The organism is Kribbella sp. NPDC050459 (genome assembly GCF_040655315.1).
In the GTDB taxonomy this organism is placed as follows: domain Bacteria; phylum Actinomycetota; class Actinomycetes; order Propionibacteriales; family Kribbellaceae; genus Kribbella.
Map to the genome: position 1 here is coordinate 220,381 of NZ_JBFAJQ010000003.1, position 16,731 is coordinate 237,111.

A 16,731-nucleotide genomic window follows, 5' to 3' on the forward strand; every position below is an offset into this window, starting at 1 on the left:
TGACCGGCGGCCTGACAGCATGTGGCCCGTGATGCACCTTCGTCTCATCGTCCCATCGGACCGCAGCGAGCGCGTCCTGGACACGCTCGTCGCCGATCCGCGGGTCACCAGCATCGTCCGGCTGCCCGGCGCCGCGCACCGGCCGAAGGGCGATGTCGTCGAGTGCGACGTGACCCGCGAGGCCACATCGGATGTCCTGGCCTTCCTCAAGTCCGAGGGCCTGTACGACGACGGCGCGGTCGCGGTCAGCGCGGTCGACGCGGCGCCGTCGCGGAACGCCCAGGCCGCGGAGAAGGCGGCGCCCGGCGCACCCGACGACGCGGTGATCTGGGACGCCGTCGTCGACCAGGCCTACAACGAGGCCGGCGGGTCCTGGTCGTACTACGTGTTCCTCACGCTGGCGACGATGATCGCGTCGGTCGCCGTGATCACCGACTCTTCGATCCTCGTCGTCGGCGCCATGGTCGTCGGCCCCGAGTTCGGTGTCGTCGCCGCGCTCGCGGTCGGCCTGTTCCTGCGCAAGAAGGGCCTGACCCGGCGGTCCCTGGCACTCCTGGTCAAGGGCTTCGTCATCGCGATCGCCATCACGGTGGTAGCCGCCTTGCTGGCGCGGGCCGTCGGCTGGGTCGACACCGCCGACGTGACAGCGGACCGGCCGCTGACCGGCTTCATCTGGCGACCCGACCGCTGGTCGGCCGTCGTCGCCGTCCTGGCCGGGTGCGCCGGCGTCCTGTCGCAGACCGCCGGCCGGGGCAACGCACTGGTCGGCGTCTTCATCTCGGTGACGACCGTCCCGGCCGCCGGTGACCTCGCCCTGTCGATCGCGCTCTGGGCGCCGCACCAGATCGGCGGATCGGCGGCGCAGCTCGGTATCAACCTCGCCGGGATGACGGCCGCCGGAGTGGTCACGCTGATGCTGCAACAGATGATCTGGCGCAGCTACCTGCGGGTGAAGCGAAGGTCGGGCGCGCGCGTTGAGGCTTGACCGAACGTCCCCTGTTCGATCCGCGCGCGCCCGGCACCGTCAGACATACCCCACCTGAGGGGTCCGTGCACCTGGCAGCACCGGACAGTGCGCTGACCTATCCCAGACATGGCGCGAAGTCGCCAAACCGGTCGAGGCCGTCCAACCGACGAGATAGCCTGTTCGAATGCTGGAGTCGGTTGGGGTGGACGAACCCGATGAGGAGGCCTACCGGGCGCTGCTGTCGGCCCCGGGCTGCGACATCCGTGAGCTCGCCGGGCGCCTCGGCCGGGACGAGCAGGACGTCGTCGCCACCGTCGGCCGCCTCGAGAAGCTCGGTCTGCTGACGAGTACCTCCGACGACCCGGTGCGGCTGCTCCCGACCCGTCCGGACGTCGCGGTCGACGCGCTGGTCGCCGTACGGCGGGCCGAGCTGGACCGTGTCCGCGCCGAGGCCCGGGTGCTGCTGTCCGAGCTGAGCACCCAGGAGCAGTACCGGCCGGAGAATCTGGTCGAGGTGATCGTCGGGCAGGAGGCGATCGCCGCCCGGTTCGCACAGCTTCTCAACGGCACCGGTCATCAGCTCCTGGTGCTGGACCGGCCGCCGTACGCCGCTCAGGCCGACGAATCGGACAGCGCCGTGCGAGGACTCCTCGGCGAGGGCGTCGTCGTGCACGGCATCTACTCCCCGGACTCGCTCGACATCCCGGGCGGTGTCGACGAGGCGTACAGCGCGGCAGACGCCGGTGAGACGTCACGCGTGCATCCGCAGGTGCCGATGAAGCTGGCCGTGTTCGACCGGAAGATCGCCCTACTGCCTCTCTCAGTTGACCAACTGGTCGACAGCGCGCTGGTCGTGCATCCGTGTGCGCTGCTGGACGCGCTGATCGAGATGTTCTGGCTGCTCTGGGACCAGGCCGTGCCGGTGGTCCCAGCCGCGAAGGCCGACCCGACCGACGCCCGGCTGATGACGCTGCTTGCCGCCGGGTTCAAGGACGACGCGATCGCGCGGCAGCTCGCGTTGAGCAGCCGCACGGTCGGCCGGCGGGTGGCCGAGTTGATGGAGACGCTGGGCGCGCGGACCCGTTTCCAGGCCGGCATCCACGCCCAGCGCCGCCACCTCCTCGAGGACTAGCCCGAGGATCAGCAGGTGCCGAGCATCTGCGTGAGGGCCGTCTTCTCCGCGGACTGCAACGACAGGCCGTAGGTGTACTTCACCCAGATCCACTCGCGCGCGTAGATGCAGTGCACCGACGTGTTGGTCGGCTTCCACTCCGACGGGTCCGAGTCACCCTTCGAGCGGTTGCTGGACGCCGAGACCGCGATCAGCTGCGCGATCGTCAGGTCGTTCGCGAACTGCTGCCGCCGGGCGGTCGTCCAGGCGTTCGCACCGGATTTCCAGGCCTCGGCCAGCGGCACGATGTGGTCGATGTCGACCGACGAGGAATCGGTCACCCACACTGCGTCGTACACGCTGTACCACTTCCCGGCGGTCGGGTGACAGCTGCTGTCGACAGTGACGCCGGTACCGTCGCGCTTCAGCACCTGCTCGCGGGTGTCGCAGGTCCCGGACTGGATGATCCAGTGCGGGAAGAGGTCCCGGCTGTAGCCGCTCGTCGAGCCTTCCGTCTTCACGGTGAGACTGGCGAGTTGACTGGCCGCGGTGCTCGCCGACGGCGGGGTCGGCGGGTAGGCCAGCGCCGGCTGGACGCCGACAGCCCAGGCGGTGGTTGCCACCACGAGGGTGAGCACAAGTGTGATGATGCGTCGCATCGGTCAGGCCTCCGAGGTAGGGCGGAATCCCCCCTGAACGTTGCTGCCCTCAGCCTTCCCCGGTCACGCACCGTAGAAAACCACTCACCAGTTACAGTCCAGTGAACGTCAGTCGTGTTCGACGACGGTCAGGGTCCACCCGGCCGCCGCGCGGTCCAGCTCGGCGTTCCACCGCTCACCGATCAGCTTGTGCAGCGACTTCGGCGTCCCCGGGTCCTTGCCGGACTCCAGCAGGTGCCGCGCCACCAGACCGCGGGTGTGCTTGGCGTTGTGCGAGACGACCGAGCGCACGCCGCCGCGTTCCCGGACGACGTTCACCGACACCCACTTGTCCGCCTGGTCGCCGCTCGGCCGCCACGCCGCGACGTACGTCGAGGAGCGGCAGTCCACGATCACACCGTCCACGTCGGCCAGCGCGGCGCTCAGCGGATCGCGCCACACCGACGCGAGCGGTCCGTGGCCGGGCAGCGTCGTCCCCATCGAGAGCCGGTACGGCGGAACGCGGTCGCCCGGTCGCAGCGCACCCCAGGCGGCCGAGATGACCAGCAGCCGATTCGCGGCCCGGCGCTTCGAGCCCGCCGACAGCGTCGAGTAGCAGAGCGCGTCGTACAGAACACCGGAGTACAGCTCCGACACCGGCACGGACGGCTCGGTGCGCCAGCGGGTGTTGCGCTCGACCTCGTCGCGCAGCGAGGCGCCGACCTCGAGAACATCGTGCGCGTCGGCCGACGCGGACACCTTCGCCAAGGTCTCGAGGACCTGCTCGCGGACCGGGTTCAGCTCCGGGAACGACAGCGTCGCGAAGTCCACCGCACGACCGCGCAACCGTCCGGTCTTGCCTTCGGACGGCGGCAGGAGGATCAGTGTCACGTCAGGTCGTCCAGTGCGGCGAGGTCGGCGGCCGTCGGCTCCCACAGGCCGGCCCTGACGTTCTGCGCGATCTGGTCGGGGCTGGTGGCGCCCGCGATCACCGACGCCACCGCCGGCTGGGCTGCGAGACCGCCGATCGCGACGTCGATCATCGTCAGGTCGCGCTCGGCGGCGAACGTCTCGAGGGCCTCGATCTTGTCGAAGTCCGCGTGCGCCAGTCGCTCGGGCTGCGTCGCCAGCCGGGTGCCTTCCGGCGCCGTCGTACCGCGCTTGTACTTGCCGGTGAGCAGACCCGACGCGAGCGGGAAGAACGGCAGGATGCCGAGGCCGAGGTGCTCGCAGGCCGGGACCAGTTCGTCCTCGACGTCGCGCTCGAGCAGCGAGTACTGGTTCTGGGCGCTGACGAAGTGCTCCAGACCGTTCGTCCGGGCGGTCCAGTCGGCGTCGACGACCTGCCAGGCCGCGAACTGCGAGCTGCCGACGTACCTGACCTTGCCTTCGGCAACCAGCTCGGACAGCGCCGCCAGGGTCTCCTCGATCGGTGTCACCGGGTCGGGGAAGTGCAGTTGGTAGAGGTCGATCCAGTCGGTGCCGAGCCGCTGGAGGCTCGACTCGACGGCCTTGCGGATGTACCGGCGGGAGCCGCGGACGCCCCAGTCGGGGCCGTTCACCCCGCCCATGTCGCCGCCGAACTTGGTCGCGATCACGACCTCGTCGCGGCGCGACCCGAGCGCCTTGCCGAGCAGTTCCTCGCTGAACCCGTGCTCGCCCCGGTAGATGTCCGCGGTGTCGAACAACGTGATGCCCGCGTCGACCGCGGCGTTCACCACGGCCTCGGTCCGGCCCGCGTCGAGCCGCCGGCCGAAGTTGTTGCAGCCCAACCCGACAACGCTCACCGTAAGACCGGAGTCACCCAGCTGCCGGTACTCCATATCACTCATGTGCTCAGCCTAATCACGGCATACAGTGACCCCCATGCCGAGTCTCACCGTCGACGGCGCCCGCACTCGGGCCGCCGCGCTCTCCGTCCAGTCGTACGACGTCGATCTCGACCTCACCCAGGGCGATCGGACGTTCGGGTCCACCACCACGATCAAGTTCCGGGCCACCGATCCGTCCACCTGGCTGGACGTGAAACCCGACGAGCTGATCTCGGTGACCCTCAACGGTGCGGCGGTCGACGTCGCCGGGCTGAACGACGGACGGCTCGAGCTGACCGGCCTGCAGCCGGACAACGAACTCGTCGTGGTCGCCTCGATGCTGTACTCGCACGACGGCGAGGGGCTGCACCGCGCGGTCGACGCCGCCGACGGACTCACCTACACCTACGCGATGTCGTTCCTCGACGCCGCCCCGCGGATCTTCGCCTGCTTCGACCAGCCCGACCTCAAGGCGCCGTACCGGATGACGGTGACCGCACCGCAGGACTGGCTGGTGCTCGGCAACGGCGCCTCCACGCAGGTCTCCCCCGGCCGCTGGGAGCTCGCCGAGACCAAGCCGCTGTCGACGTACTTCGTCACCGTCGTCGCCGGACCGTACTTCCAGATCACCGACGCGCACGACGGGATCAACCTCAGCGTCGTCTCACGGCAGTCGCTGAAGGACGCCCTCGAGCGCGAGGCCGCGGACATCTTCGAGGTCACCAAGCAGTCCTTCGACGCCTACCACCGGATGTTCGGCTACCGGTACCCGTTCGGCGACTACCACCAGGCGTTCGTGCCGGAGTTCAACGCCGGCGCGATGGAGAACCCGGGCTGCGTCACGTTCCGGGACCCGATGGTGTTCCGCTCGGCGGTCACCGACGGCGAGCGCAGCAGCCGGGCGCGGACGATCGTGCACGAGATGGCGCACCAGTGGTTCGGCGACACCGTGACGATGAAGTGGTGGAACGACCTCTGGCTGAACGAGTCGTTCGCCGAGTACATGGCGCACCGGGTCTCGACCGAGGCGACCCGGTACACCGACAACTGGATCGACTTCGCCTACATCCGCAAGTGGTGGGGCCTGCAGGCCGACCAGCGGTCCTCGACCCACCCGGTCGCCGCCGACGCGGTCAAGGACGCGCTCGCGTCGCTCGACGACTTCGACGGCATCTCGTACGCCAAGGGCGCCGCGGTCCTCAAGCAGCTCGCGGCGTACCTCGGCGACGACGTCTTCCTGGCCGGCGTCAACGCGCACATCGCCGCCAACGAGTTCGGCAACGCCACCTTCGCCGACCTGGTCGCGAAGTGGACCGAGGCCGGCGCGGCCGGTCTCGACGACTGGGCGCAGGCCTGGCTGCGGACGGCCGGGCTCGACACGATCAGCGTGTCCCGCACCGCCACCGGCATCAAGCTGCACCGCAAGGCACCCGAGGCGTACCCGGCGGCACGGCCGCACAAGCTCACCGTCGGCGGGTACGACACCGACGGGAACCGGACCACGGCCGACGTGCTGATCGACGCCGACGAGGTGGACGTCGACCTGGACCCGGCGCTCGCGGTCGTGATCCCGGACGCCGGTGACGACAGCTGGGCGAAGATCCGGCTCGACGCGGTCAGCCTGGAGAACCTCGCGGCGCTGCTGCCGAAGATCGACGACGGCGTCACCCGCGCCGTCATCCTCAACAGCGTGCGGGACGCGGTCGCCGACTCGGAGCTCGACCCGAAGGTCGGCTTCGACGTGGTGCTCGGCATGCTGCCGACCGAGACCAGCGACATCGCGGTCGGCACGCTGCTGAACTGGTCGGGCACGCACCTGCTCGGTGTCTACCTGCCGTACGAGCCGTACCGCGGGCAGCTGGCCGACGTACTGCGTGCGCGGCTGGAGACCGTCGAGGCCGGCAGCAGCGTGCAGCTGTCGGTGGCGCGCGGGTTCGCGCGGTTCACCGACGACGCCGACCTGCTGAAGGGCTGGCTCGCCGGTGACGGCGTACCCGAGGGCGTGACGATGGACGCCGACCTGCGCTGGATCGTGACGCTGCACCTGGCCCGGCTCGGCGCGATCAGCGAGGCCGACATCGACGCCGAGGTCGAGCGGGACTCCTCGTCCGAAGGCGTCGTGCACGCCACCCGGTGCCGGTCCGCGCTGCCGACGGCCGAGGCCAAGGAGCGCGCCTGGACGCAGATCACCACCGATGCGGACCTGGCGAACTACGAGCTGTACGCCGCGTGCGAGGGGTTCTGGCATCCGACGCAGGCCGCGGTCACGGCGCCGTACGTCGACCGGTACTTCGCGGAGATCGCCGGCACCGAGAAGCTCCGCTCCGGCTGGGTCGTCGCGACCAGCGCGAAGCTCGCGTTCCCCCGGTACACGGTCGAGCAGCGCGTGGTCGACCGGGCCGCCGACCTGATCGCCGACGATTCCGTGGCGGCCGGCATCCGGCGGTCCGTCGGCGACGGCGCGGACGACCTGAAGCGTGCGCTTGCGGTGCGTTCGGCCTACACGAACTGACAAGTCGGTTAGCTGTCACACCGTGTTGTGACTAGTGTGACTGGTGTGATCAGGAGGACCCTGGACCAGGCAAGATGTGTTTTCGTGACGTAACCTCCACAATGACCGCGCGGCACGGCGCGCCGGTCTTGGTCAGGCCCAGCGTCCGGGAGAGACTGTCTAGAACCGCACAGGAGAACAAGGTCAATGCGCGAGGCGAGGCTCGTCGGTCTGAGCCAGGACGGAACCCAACTCGTCCTGGCGATGGCAGAGACGGGTGAGGAGTTCGCCGTTCCGGTCGACGACCGGTTGCGTGCGGCCCTCCGCGGCGACCGTGCCCGACTCGGCCAGCTGGAGATTCAAATGGAGAGCGCGCTGCGCCCACGAGACATCCAGGCTCGTATCCGCGCCGGCGAAAGTCCCGAGGCGGTCGCAGCCGTCGCCCAGATGCCGATGGAACGCGTGATGGCGTTCGCCGGCCCGGTCCTCGCCGAGCGCGATCACATCGCCAGCCTCGCGCAGCGCGCGTCCGTCCGCCGTCGTGGCGGCGGCGACGCCCCGACCCGCAACCTCGGCGCCTGGGTCACCGATCGGCTGCGCACGCGCCAGATCGACCCGGCGTCGGCCGAGTGGGACGCGTGGCGCCGTGAGGACGGCCGCTGGGCCGTCCGCGTGTCGTACTTCGTCGAGTCCGAGGACAGCGAGGACTCCGGGACGGAGCAGAAGGAAGAGAAGATCGCCATGTTCGCGTACGACGCCCCCGGGCGGTACGCGGTGCCGGACGACGACGAGGCGCGCTGGCTGGTCGGCGAGCAAGCGCAGGTGATGCCGACGCCGGTTCAGCCGCAGCCCGGTGAGCGGCGGCTGGCTGCAGTCGCGGACATCGACCCGCTGATCGCCCCTGACCACGGCGCCGACAGTTACGAGGCGGGCTTCGAGGACACCATCGCGCTACGGCGCCGAAACCACCCGGTTTCCCGCGACGGCCGCGAGTTCGGTCTGGAGACCCGTGAGGTCACTCGCGACAACGGTCGAGAGCAGCCGCGCGAATTCCCCCGAGAGGTCGCGCGGGACGCTTCGCGGGAGGTGGAGCGCGGCCCGCGGCGTGTGCAGTCGGTGCCGGACCCGGACGAGGAGCCGACCCTGATCGACGTACCTGTCGACCAGCCTCCGGCGCCCCGGCCGTCCGTCCGCGCCGTCGAGCGTCCCGCCGAGCCGCCGGCGTTCGCCTCCCCCGCCACCCCGGACGACCGGGCCTCGGAGGAGCGAGCCGCGGACGAAGAGCCCGACGCGCCGCAGGCACCTCGCCCCGCGGAGCCGCGACCTGCTGCTACTGCTCCCGCTGCTCGCGCGGAACAGCCGCGCCGTCCGCAACCCGGGCCCGAGGAGCGCTCGCCTCGCCCAGAGCCCGTTCGCGGCCCGTCGCCAGAGGCGCCGCGTCCCGAGCCTGTCGCGGCTCCGGCTGCACAGGAGGCCCTGCCCGACGCCGCCGAGAACGCTCAGCCCGCCGACGACACCCCGGTCGAGCCGAAGAAGAAGCCCGCCCGCCGCGGCAAGCGCGCCAGTGTCCCGAGCTGGGACGAAATCATGTTCGGCAAGAAGGCCGACTGAACCCCTGGTCCAGTAGCTTCGCGGACCGTGCGCACGGACCTCGAGCAAGCTGCCCTGACCGCAACCGAACTGGCTGTACGACGCGACCCGGCAGCCGCCGACGCTGTCGAGAAGTGCCGCGAAGCGCTGGCCGAGCGGGTTCCTGACGCGCAGCGGATCGCGTTCCTGATCGGCTGGGCCTACCTGGCGCTCGACGACCCTGCCTCGGCCTGGGAAGCCTTCCGCGCCGCCGCCAGCTCCGACCGAACCGTCGACTCCGGTCCTGACGATGAACCGTCGGTGCTCGGCCGCGCCGCACTGCTCGCCGGACTGATCTCCTTCCGTTTCGGGCCCGAGGTCCACGGCCTCGCTGCGTGGAGCAGAGCCCACACCGAGGTGACCGCCGTACTCGGCAAGCTCGACTTCACTCGCGACCTAACTGGTCAGCTCACCGACGACCTGATCTGGCCGGACAACGAAGAGCTCCGATCCGGCGACCCGGTCCTCGCTCCGCTGCTGTCGAACTTCGACACCGCTGACCGGTCCCGGGCCGCGCTCGGCCTGTACACGCTGCATCTGATGCGGGACGAGGAGGAAGCTGCGGCCCGGGCTGCCAAGCAGGTCGTTGCGATCGGTCACCCCGACTTCGTCGGCGCGGCCTGGCTCGGCCTGGCCGACGTGCTGGTCGCGGCCGGCGACAAGACCGCCGCGGCGGAAGCCTGCGAAAGGTCCGCCGCCACCGCTCCCGGCGGGCGGCCGGTGTCCGCGATCCTCGGCGTCGAGGACGACTCGACCGCCGACGTACCCACACGCGCCAAGACACTCCTCGGCATCCTGCAGCGCGAAGCGGGCGACGACGACCTGGCCATACGGACGCTGACCGACGCCGCGCGCGGTGACGACCCCGAAGCCGTGTTCGCGTTGGCGCAGACGCATCAGAAGACCGGCGACTTCGAGGCGGCCCGCGCGGTCTACCTGACGATCGCCGACCGCAAGAGCCCGGTGCTCGACAAGACGATCTACCACCTCGGGCTGATCGCGAAGCACGACCGCGACCTTCCGGAGGCCAAGCGCTGGTTCGGGCACTTCGTCGAGTCCGGGTACGACGGTGCCCCGCTGGCGGCCGCGCATCTCGGGGAGCTGTGTTACTGGCTCGGCGACAAGGCCGGCGCTCTCCGCTGGTACGGGTACACCTTGGCCAACACCGAAGTGCCCGAACTCGTCGAGGAGGCCGAGCAGCGTACCGCGGAGCTGAACGGCTAAGCGCCGATACGGCTGAGCGCCTGCATGGCGTTGCGTTCGATCTGGGCGACGTCGTGGAGGGCGGCGCCGGCTTTCACGAGGTACTGCGGGTCTTCTGATTCGCCGGCGCGAGTGATCAAAGCTGCGACCTCGGTCCAGACGATGGCCGCCTCGGCGTACAACCTGTGGCCGGTGCGAAGGTCGTTGCTGTCGAGGATCTCGGTGCACTCGCCGAGGAAGTCGCGGTAGAGATTGCGGAACAGCGCGCCGCCCGTGCCCGCCTTCTCCATGAGCAGTGCGGCCTGTGGCAGGTCCCTCTCCGGGGTGTCGGTCCGCTGGAGCCACGTCCGCACGAGCTTGCCGGCCTTGTCGATGCCTCGGTGCCCCACGTTGGCGATCGGGGGATGCAGGAACGCGTCCGCGCACGCGGTGATCGCCGGAACGATCCGGTCGGGTAGGTCCGGCATGCCTCTCGGGGCGGTGAGGGTGAAAGACCTGTGCCTGGCTGTCATCGGTCCTCGCGCGGCCCTGGCCTCAGCGAGGCTCGTCAAGCTGGTGGTCACCTCGCCGCCCTGCTGGGGCGTGTCCACCAGATGTGCGGAGTGGTCGTCGTACCCGTACATGGCCACGACATGACCGCCGAAGTGCACCTTCGAGCTGAAGTACTCCAGGTAGTAGCTGTCCAGCTGCAATCCCACCGGCTGACCGTCGTCGATCGACGCGGCGACGTTCTCCCAGGCCTTCCGCGGCGACGCCGTCTCCCGGACCAGGAGCTCCAGCTCGAGCCTTCCGACCAAGTTCCTGGTCAGCTCGAACGGCTTGATCCGTCCGCCGAGGAAGGGAAAGTCCAGCTGCTTGCTGTCCCAGTAGATGAACGACAGCGCGGATCCCAGGCCGAAGATCATCGGCTCGGACAGCTCGAGCCCCTGATGCCTGAGCAGCACGCCCAGCGTTGTCGTCTCGCAGTGCTCGTGACCTGACACACCGGCATCATGGACCCTCCGGCAACCGGAGAGTCCAGGTCCCCTCAGACTGCGTCGACACTGTGCCTGACACATCACGGACAGTCGTCCCAGATCGCGGACGGTGTTTGGTGCTCGGCCGTCCGTGCTGTCATGATCTTCGGCATGCAGATGCTGTGTTGTTGCTGTTGTCGCTGACGAGCGCCGGCTCCCGGCGCACGAGGCCCTGACCTTTTCCGTGGCCCGCCCGCCGACACAGCACACACAGGAACATCGCATGAATCTCCCGGCTCTCGCCGATCTGCTCGCCTCTCGTGGTCTCCGGCTCCTCCCCGGCTCGTACGCCGTACCGGTCGAGCTGCTCGTCCAGTTGCCCGACGCAACGATCGCCCGGTTCACCGCCCGCGGTACGACGCTGCGCCTGCGCACCTACGCGCCGGACGCACTGACCGCGATCACGATCCCCGCCGAGTGCGGCTGCGGCGACCACCACCCGCAGACCGGCCCGTCCCGCGTGACGCTCAGCCGATACGCCGTACCGCTCGCGGAGCGCACGCTCGACGGCGAGCTCGAGTTCGGCTGGCGCCGGAACGAAGCGGGCCTCCTCCGCCTCCCCGACGCGACCACCCACTTCCTCGCCCTGCTCACCACCCTCCCCACCCGCGAACTGGCCGGCGTCGCCTGACCAGCCGAGCGGGACGGTGTGCACGGACGACAGGTAGTGCACCGGCGAGACACTGTACGCGCGGACGGATCCACGCTCAGGTGCACTACCTACCGGACTGACACGTCCTGTCGAGCTGACACGGGCCCCGAACTTCCGCACGCGAGGGGATATCCCCTCGCGTTGGGGGTTCTCAGTTGGTATGCGAAGGAAGAACCCCCAACGTCAGTGGATATCCCCTGGTACGCAGCCGGGCGGAGCCGCGGCGCGCGACCGGCGTGGGCCAGGAACGCCCAGCTCATCGGTGGCACAGGTCAAGGTGCGCGGATCAAGCCTGGAAGGCGGAGTGGGGCGTCGGCAATCCGACCCACGCGGCACGGCCAAGCCCGCGCGGGTCAGCGGTGCGGCAGGTCAGGGGTGCGGCGGAGCACGGCGGGTCAGGTGCAGGGTGGGTCAGGTGCACGGCGGGTCAGGGGCGGCGGTGGGCGGGTTCGTGGGTGTCGAAGTGGTGGCGGGCTTTCGCTACTTTCGCCAGGTTCGGGGACCACTCGGCGAGGGAGTGGAAGAGCGGGGCGAGGCTGCGGCCGAGAGGGCTGATGTCGTACTCGACGCGGGGCGGGACCTCCGCGTGGTACGTGCGGGTGATCAGGCCGTCGCGCTCCAACTGGCGCAGGCGCTGGGTGAGCACCTTCGGCGTGATCACCCCGATCCGCCGCTGTAGCTCGACGAAGCGCTGCCGCCCGTACTCGTTCAGCGTCCACAGGATCGGCGTCGTCCACCGACTGAAGACCAGGTCCACGACCGGCGCGATCGGACAGGCTGCGACCGGATCGACTGCTGTGTTCTCCTTCACAAACCCAATACTATCCTCTAGGTACCTACTATCCCGAGGCCAGTAGCGTCGTCGTCATGATCGTGATCACCGGAGCAACCGGCAACGTAGGCCGCCCACTCGTCCAGACCCTGACCGCCGCCGGCGAAGATGTCCTCCCCGTCTCGCGGCACGGCGACGGACACCAGGCCGACCTGACCCGTCCCGAAACCCTGACCCCGGCCCTCGACGGCGCGAAGGCCGTCTTCCTCCTCACCTCCGCCGACTTCCTTGCCGGCGGCAACCTCCAGCCCGTCGTCGACGTGATCCGCGACGCCGGTGTGCCGCGCGTCGTGCTGCTGTCGTCGCAGGGCGTCGCGACCGAGCGCCACCCGGCGATCCACGAGGACGCCGTCACCGGGTCCGGTCTGGAGTGGACGATCCTGCGTCCCGGCAACTTCGCCAGCAACGCGTTCGCGTGGGCCGAGTCGATCCGCACCCGGCGTGCGATGGCCGCGCCGTTCGCGGACGTCGCCCTGCCCGCCGTCGACCCGCAGGACATCGCCGAGGTCGCCGCCGCAGCTCTCCGCGAGCCCGGCCACGCCAACACCGTCTACACCCTGACCGGCCCCGCCGCCATCTCACCCCGCCAGCAAGCCGACGTGATCCAGACCGCGATCGGTACGCCGATCAGCTTCACAGAACTGACCCGCGACCAGGCACGCGCCGGCATGCTGACCTTCATGCCGGAGCCTGTCGTCGAGGCCACCCTCAACGTCCTCGGCACACCAACCCCCGCCGAACAACAGCCGAGCCCCGACATCGAGACTGTCCTCGGCCGCCCACCCCACACCTTCGCCGACTGGGTCCACCGAAACATCCACGCATTCCGCTAAACAAGCACAGCCGCTCCACGCCCCGCCGTCCAGCCGCCTGCCACCAACTCCCCCGCTTCGTCCTTGTCATGGTTGGCGGCGGGACCGAAGCGGAGGCCAGGCGCTCGACGATCCGTCGCTCCGTCGGGTGCCACCACCTTCCCGGCTCCCGCGCTTGCCGCAGGAAGCGGCGGGAAGCGGCGGGAAGGGAGCGGCGGCCAGGCGCTCGACGACCTGTGGTTCAGTTGCCTGCCACAACCTCTCCCACCCCGTGATCGCCGCGGGAGGCGGCGGATCGAAGCGGAGGAGCAGGCGCTCGACGACCCCGTGGTTCAGTTGCCTGGCCACGATCTGTCCTGCTTCTTCCTTGCCACGGGAAGCGGCGGCGGACCGAAGCGGAGGGCAGGTGCTCGACGACCTGTCGTTCTGTCGGCTGCCACAACCTCCGCCGCCCCCGTGCTTGCCGTGGGACCGGAGTGCGGGACTGTTGTTCAGTTGGCTGGGAGAACCTCTGCGGCTTCTTCCTTGCCGTGGGGGGAGGTTGGGGTCGGGGCGGGGCGGGTTTCTAGTTGGTGGCGGAGGGTTTCGGCTACCTGTTCTGCTGCTCGTTGGGCGGCGTTGAGTGCGGCGAAGCGGTCCTCGGCGGCCTTCTTCACGTCGGCCAGCTGGGACTGATGGTCCGCGCGTAGCTGCTCGCGGTCGGCACGGAAGTCGCTGCGCACCGCGTCGAGCTCGGCGCGGTGCCGCTCGCGCTCTTGGCGCAGCTCGGTGCGCAACTGGTCGGCCGACTGTTGCGCGGTCTGGCGCTCGGCTTCTGCCGCAGCCTGAGCGATCCGGGCGGCCTCGGCCTCGCTGCGGGCCTGGCGGAGCTGCTCCTCGGCCGCGGCCTGCAGGTCGCGGATCCGCTGCTCTGCCTCGGCGCGGACCAGCTCCACCTCCGCAGCCGCGGCCTCACCGGCAGCCGCGATCTCCTGCCGGGCCTTCTCCAGGTCAGCCGCTGCGCTCTCACGCACCGCCGCCGCGTCCAGCCGAGCCTGCTGTGCCGCTTCCTCGGCGACCGCTACATCGGCACGCGCTTCGTCGAGCGCGGTGACTGCTTCCCGTGCAGCCTCGTCGGCCTCATCCCGGGCATCCTCGGCCTCGGCCGCGAGCTGCTCCGCCTGGCGCCGGCGGTGCTCTTCCTGGCCTCGCTGCCGCTCGACGTCGGCGAGCTGTGCTCGCGACGACGCCTGCAGTTGCTCCACCTCGGCCGCGACCGCTTCCGCATCGCCGTACGTGCGGACTGCTTCCGCGATCTGCGCGAGGTATCCCTCCAGCTCCTCCACCAGACGCGGCAGGTTGCCCTTCATCAGCTGCTCAAGCGTCATCCGGGCCGCGGTCACCGGACCCGTCGCCGGTTCGGAGCCGGCCGGCGCCGCGGTGTCACGCCGCACCGGCTGTCTGGCCAGACGGTTCTTCGCAGCCCACGCGTTCGCCTTGTTGTGCAGGACGGGCTTCCCGTCGACGCCCGCTCCCTCTCGCCCGCAGTATTTCGGCGGGCGGCCCGGCGTCCCGGGGTCCACCTGCTTCGGGTTGGCACAGCTCACGCCCGGGAACTCGCACAGCCCTTGCCGACGCTGCGCGCCGAGATCCGTTTCCGTCATGACGCCACCCTACCGGTTTACGTCGATAAAGTTGCCCTTTTCGTTTAGTTTTCGCACTCTACTTTTGACTGAACGAAACGGAACTGAAGTAGCGCATAATCCCCGTTATGCGCTAGTTTCTCTGTGTGAACGATCTGCCGGAACCGCTCGTATTTCGCCCAGCCGAGACTGCGGTCGAGCTGCCGGCGCCTGACCCGATCACCGAAGCCGCCGTACGGCGCTCCCTCGGCCGGCGGCGTCCACTGCACGGCCAGGGGAACGAGCAGGTCGACCGCCTCGACCTGCTCGCCGAGGCGCTTACCCCGGAGTTGACCGCGCTGGTCGTGCTGTGGCTCGGCGGCTCCCGGCGGGCCAGCCACGACACCCGCATCGGGTATGCCGACGACCTGCTGCTGTGGGCCGACTGGGCCCGTCGCGAGCTCGGCCACGAGCGGTTCGGCCTGGATCTGCATCGTGGCGAGGTGACGATGTGGCTGACCTGTCAGCAAGATGCGGGAGCGGCCGCGTCGTCGATCTCCCGCCGGCTGTCGACGCTGTCCAGCCTGTACCGGTACGCCGCGGGCTGGGGTCTACCGGCGGTCTGCCCCATCTCCGACGACGACCACCGGCCGAAGTTCCACCGCGGCCGGCGCGCCACGTCCGCGCGGGTGCTGGACGCCGACCAGGTCGAGGCCTTGATCGCGGCAGCGGGAGATGTTCGTGACGCGCTGATCGTCGGCCTGCTCTACACCGGTGCCCTGCGAGTCTCCGAGCTGTGCGGGGCCGATGACACCGACCGCCATGACGAGGGCCGGAGGACGTGGTTGGTCGTGACTCGCAAGGGCGGGAAGTCGGTTCGGGTCCCGCTCGAGACCACGGTCGCCGAGCTTCTCGACCTGTATCGCGCGATGCGCCCGGCCTGGACCGGCACGGGACCGGCTCCCCTCGTCGCCGATGCCAATGGAGGTCGGCTCGACCGGCACGACGTCACCCGACTGCTGCGCCGCCTGGCCCGGGCAGCCGGTATCCCCCGCCCGGAGACCGTTGGTCCGCACGCACTACGCGCTACGGCGATCACCGACCAGAAACGCCGCGGCCACGGCGCCGAGGAGCTCCAGGAGCTGTCCGGTCACGCCGACGTCCGCACGGTCATGATCTACATCGACGACGACGGCCGCGCCGAGCGGGTCGCCGCACTCACCGACGACCTCGGCCGCGTCATGACAGCCGTCCCCCGCCACCTCAAGTCCCCCGGCTGAGCCACAGGTGAGGACCGCGCGGGCAGGTCGGCCGTGGCGAACTCACCGCGCCGCGCTGCACGATCATCGCCGTCGCGCCGGTCGTGCGGCCGTACACCTCCGGACCGACGTCCGGCGCCTCGGCCATCAGCCCGCGGATCGTGTCCGGTCCGAGCTGGGTGGGGCCTCTGCCGCGGCACATCACGGCTCAGGGACTCGATGTCCACCTGCGGAATGCTCGGCAACATCCACTACCCGGCCGGCGGCCCAGGCGGCGTCGACCGGGACCGCTTCCGGTTCGGCACGTCGACCGCCCGGGATCGGTGCGCAGTGCGAGCAGCACGATCGGCGCCGACGATGCCGCGCCGGCGCCGGCCGAGCAGCGGTACGACGGTCCGATCGGGATCGAGCCGACCAGGTTCGGCCGGTCGAGGACCTTCCCGGGCAACGACCACGGCGGTCGAGGGACCAGGCGTTCTTGTCGTGCACCGTCGGCGTCCAGTCGCCAACGAGACCGCACGTGAGCTTCAGCACCCGGATCATGCGGCAGCTCGGCCGACCGTCCGATGGGGCGACGTCCGTCGTCTTGCAGGCCGGCCGTACCCGGGATCGCCTCAGCTTCGGCCGTCGGATTCAGCGTGCTGGGCCTCTTCTTCCCGGCTCTTGAATTAGTAACACGCTTGGTTTAACTTATCCGCGCAGCTGCAGA

At 69.9% G+C, this 16,731-nt stretch carries 15 protein-coding genes; 8 read left to right on the forward strand and 7 right to left on the reverse strand.

Features of this window, described 5'->3' with window-relative positions:
* Positions 1-31 precede the first annotated feature (31 nt).
* Positions 32-985 carry a DUF389 domain-containing protein gene (locus tag AB0I12_RS12250; protein WP_359929752.1) on the forward strand — a complete coding sequence of 318 codons (954 nt, stop codon included), beginning with the start codon at positions 32-34 and terminating at the stop codon, positions 983-985.
* Between the two features lie 166 nt (positions 986-1,151).
* Positions 1,152-2,099 (forward strand): LuxR C-terminal-related transcriptional regulator, encoded by a 948-nt coding sequence (locus AB0I12_RS12255; RefSeq protein ID WP_359928342.1) that lies wholly within the window; start codon positions 1,152-1,154, stop codon positions 2,097-2,099.
* 8 nt (positions 2,100-2,107) lie between these two features.
* Here AB0I12_RS12255 and AB0I12_RS12260 read toward each other — a convergent pair whose 3' ends face one another.
* The 3 genes from AB0I12_RS12260 to AB0I12_RS12270 form a co-directional block, all read right to left on the reverse strand.
* Positions 2,108-2,737 carry an HNH endonuclease family protein gene (locus AB0I12_RS12260; protein WP_359928345.1) on the reverse strand — a complete coding sequence of 210 codons (630 nt, stop codon included), beginning with the start codon at positions 2,735-2,737 and terminating at the stop codon, positions 2,108-2,110.
* 108 nt (positions 2,738-2,845) lie between these two features.
* Positions 2,846-3,607, reverse strand: coding sequence for a peroxide stress protein YaaA (locus AB0I12_RS12265; protein WP_359928347.1), 762 nt, complete (start codon positions 3,605-3,607; stop codon positions 2,846-2,848).
* Positions 3,604-4,548 carry an aldo/keto reductase gene (locus AB0I12_RS12270; protein ID WP_359928350.1) on the reverse strand — a complete coding sequence of 315 codons (945 nt, stop codon included), beginning with the start codon at positions 4,546-4,548 and terminating at the stop codon, positions 3,604-3,606. Before AB0I12_RS12270 ends, AB0I12_RS12265 begins: the two co-directional genes overlap by 4 nt.
* A 34-nt stretch (positions 4,549-4,582) precedes the next feature.
* Here AB0I12_RS12270 and pepN point away from each other — a divergent pair, with 34 nt between their 5' ends.
* From pepN to AB0I12_RS12285, 3 genes are all read left to right on the forward strand, one after another.
* Entirely contained in the window at positions 4,583-7,039 is a 2,457-nt protein-coding gene (gene pepN, locus AB0I12_RS12275; protein ID WP_359928352.1) for an aminopeptidase N, read from the forward strand.
* A 186-nt stretch (positions 7,040-7,225) separates the two neighbouring features.
* On the forward strand, positions 7,226-8,629 hold the full coding sequence (gene sepH / locus AB0I12_RS12280; protein WP_359928355.1) for a septation protein SepH: 1,404 nt from the start codon (positions 7,226-7,228) through the stop codon (positions 8,627-8,629).
* A 27-nt stretch (positions 8,630-8,656) separates the two neighbouring features.
* Positions 8,657-9,871 (forward strand): tetratricopeptide repeat protein, encoded by a 1,215-nt coding sequence (locus AB0I12_RS12285; protein ID WP_359928357.1) that lies wholly within the window; start codon positions 8,657-8,659, stop codon positions 9,869-9,871.
* Here AB0I12_RS12285 and AB0I12_RS12290 read toward each other — a convergent pair.
* Complete coding sequence (locus AB0I12_RS12290; protein WP_359928359.1) at positions 9,868-10,833, reverse strand: BtrH N-terminal domain-containing protein; 966 nt, start codon at positions 10,831-10,833, stop codon at positions 9,868-9,870. The genes AB0I12_RS12285 and AB0I12_RS12290 overlap by 4 nt on opposite strands.
* A gap of 256 nt (positions 10,834-11,089) precedes the next feature.
* Here AB0I12_RS12290 and AB0I12_RS12295 point away from each other — a divergent pair, with 256 nt between their 5' ends.
* The gene (locus tag AB0I12_RS12295) at positions 11,090-11,497 is read left to right on the forward strand and encodes a hypothetical protein (protein WP_359928361.1); all 408 of its coding nucleotides are present in this window, start codon (positions 11,090-11,092) and stop codon (positions 11,495-11,497) included.
* A gap of 448 nt (positions 11,498-11,945) precedes the next feature.
* Here the strand turns inward: AB0I12_RS12295 and AB0I12_RS12300 are convergent, their stop codons facing one another.
* Positions 11,946-12,329 carry a helix-turn-helix domain-containing protein gene (locus AB0I12_RS12300; RefSeq protein WP_359928364.1) on the reverse strand — a complete coding sequence of 128 codons (384 nt, stop codon included), beginning with the start codon at positions 12,327-12,329 and terminating at the stop codon, positions 11,946-11,948.
* Between the two features lie 56 nt (positions 12,330-12,385).
* On the opposite strand from AB0I12_RS12300, the gene AB0I12_RS12305 reads away from it, so the two are divergent.
* Positions 12,386-13,183: an NAD(P)H-binding protein gene (locus AB0I12_RS12305; protein WP_359928367.1), complete on the forward strand. Its 798-nt coding sequence runs from the start codon at positions 12,386-12,388 to the stop codon at positions 13,181-13,183.
* Between the two features lie 470 nt (positions 13,184-13,653).
* Here AB0I12_RS12305 and AB0I12_RS12310 read toward each other — a convergent pair whose 3' ends face one another.
* The gene (locus AB0I12_RS12310; RefSeq protein ID WP_359928370.1) at positions 13,654-14,805 is read right to left on the reverse strand and encodes a hypothetical protein; all 1,152 of its coding nucleotides are present in this window, start codon (positions 14,803-14,805) and stop codon (positions 13,654-13,656) included.
* A gap of 125 nt (positions 14,806-14,930) precedes the next feature.
* On the opposite strand from AB0I12_RS12310, the gene AB0I12_RS12315 reads away from it, so the two are divergent.
* The gene (locus AB0I12_RS12315) at positions 14,931-16,043 is read left to right on the forward strand and encodes a tyrosine-type recombinase/integrase (RefSeq protein ID WP_359928371.1); all 1,113 of its coding nucleotides are present in this window, start codon (positions 14,931-14,933) and stop codon (positions 16,041-16,043) included.
* Here AB0I12_RS12315 and AB0I12_RS12320 read toward each other — a convergent pair.
* Positions 16,027-16,224, reverse strand: coding sequence for a hypothetical protein (locus AB0I12_RS12320; RefSeq protein ID WP_359928374.1), 198 nt, complete (start codon positions 16,222-16,224; stop codon positions 16,027-16,029). The genes AB0I12_RS12315 and AB0I12_RS12320 overlap by 17 nt on opposite strands.
* Positions 16,225-16,731: the final 507 nt, after the last annotated feature.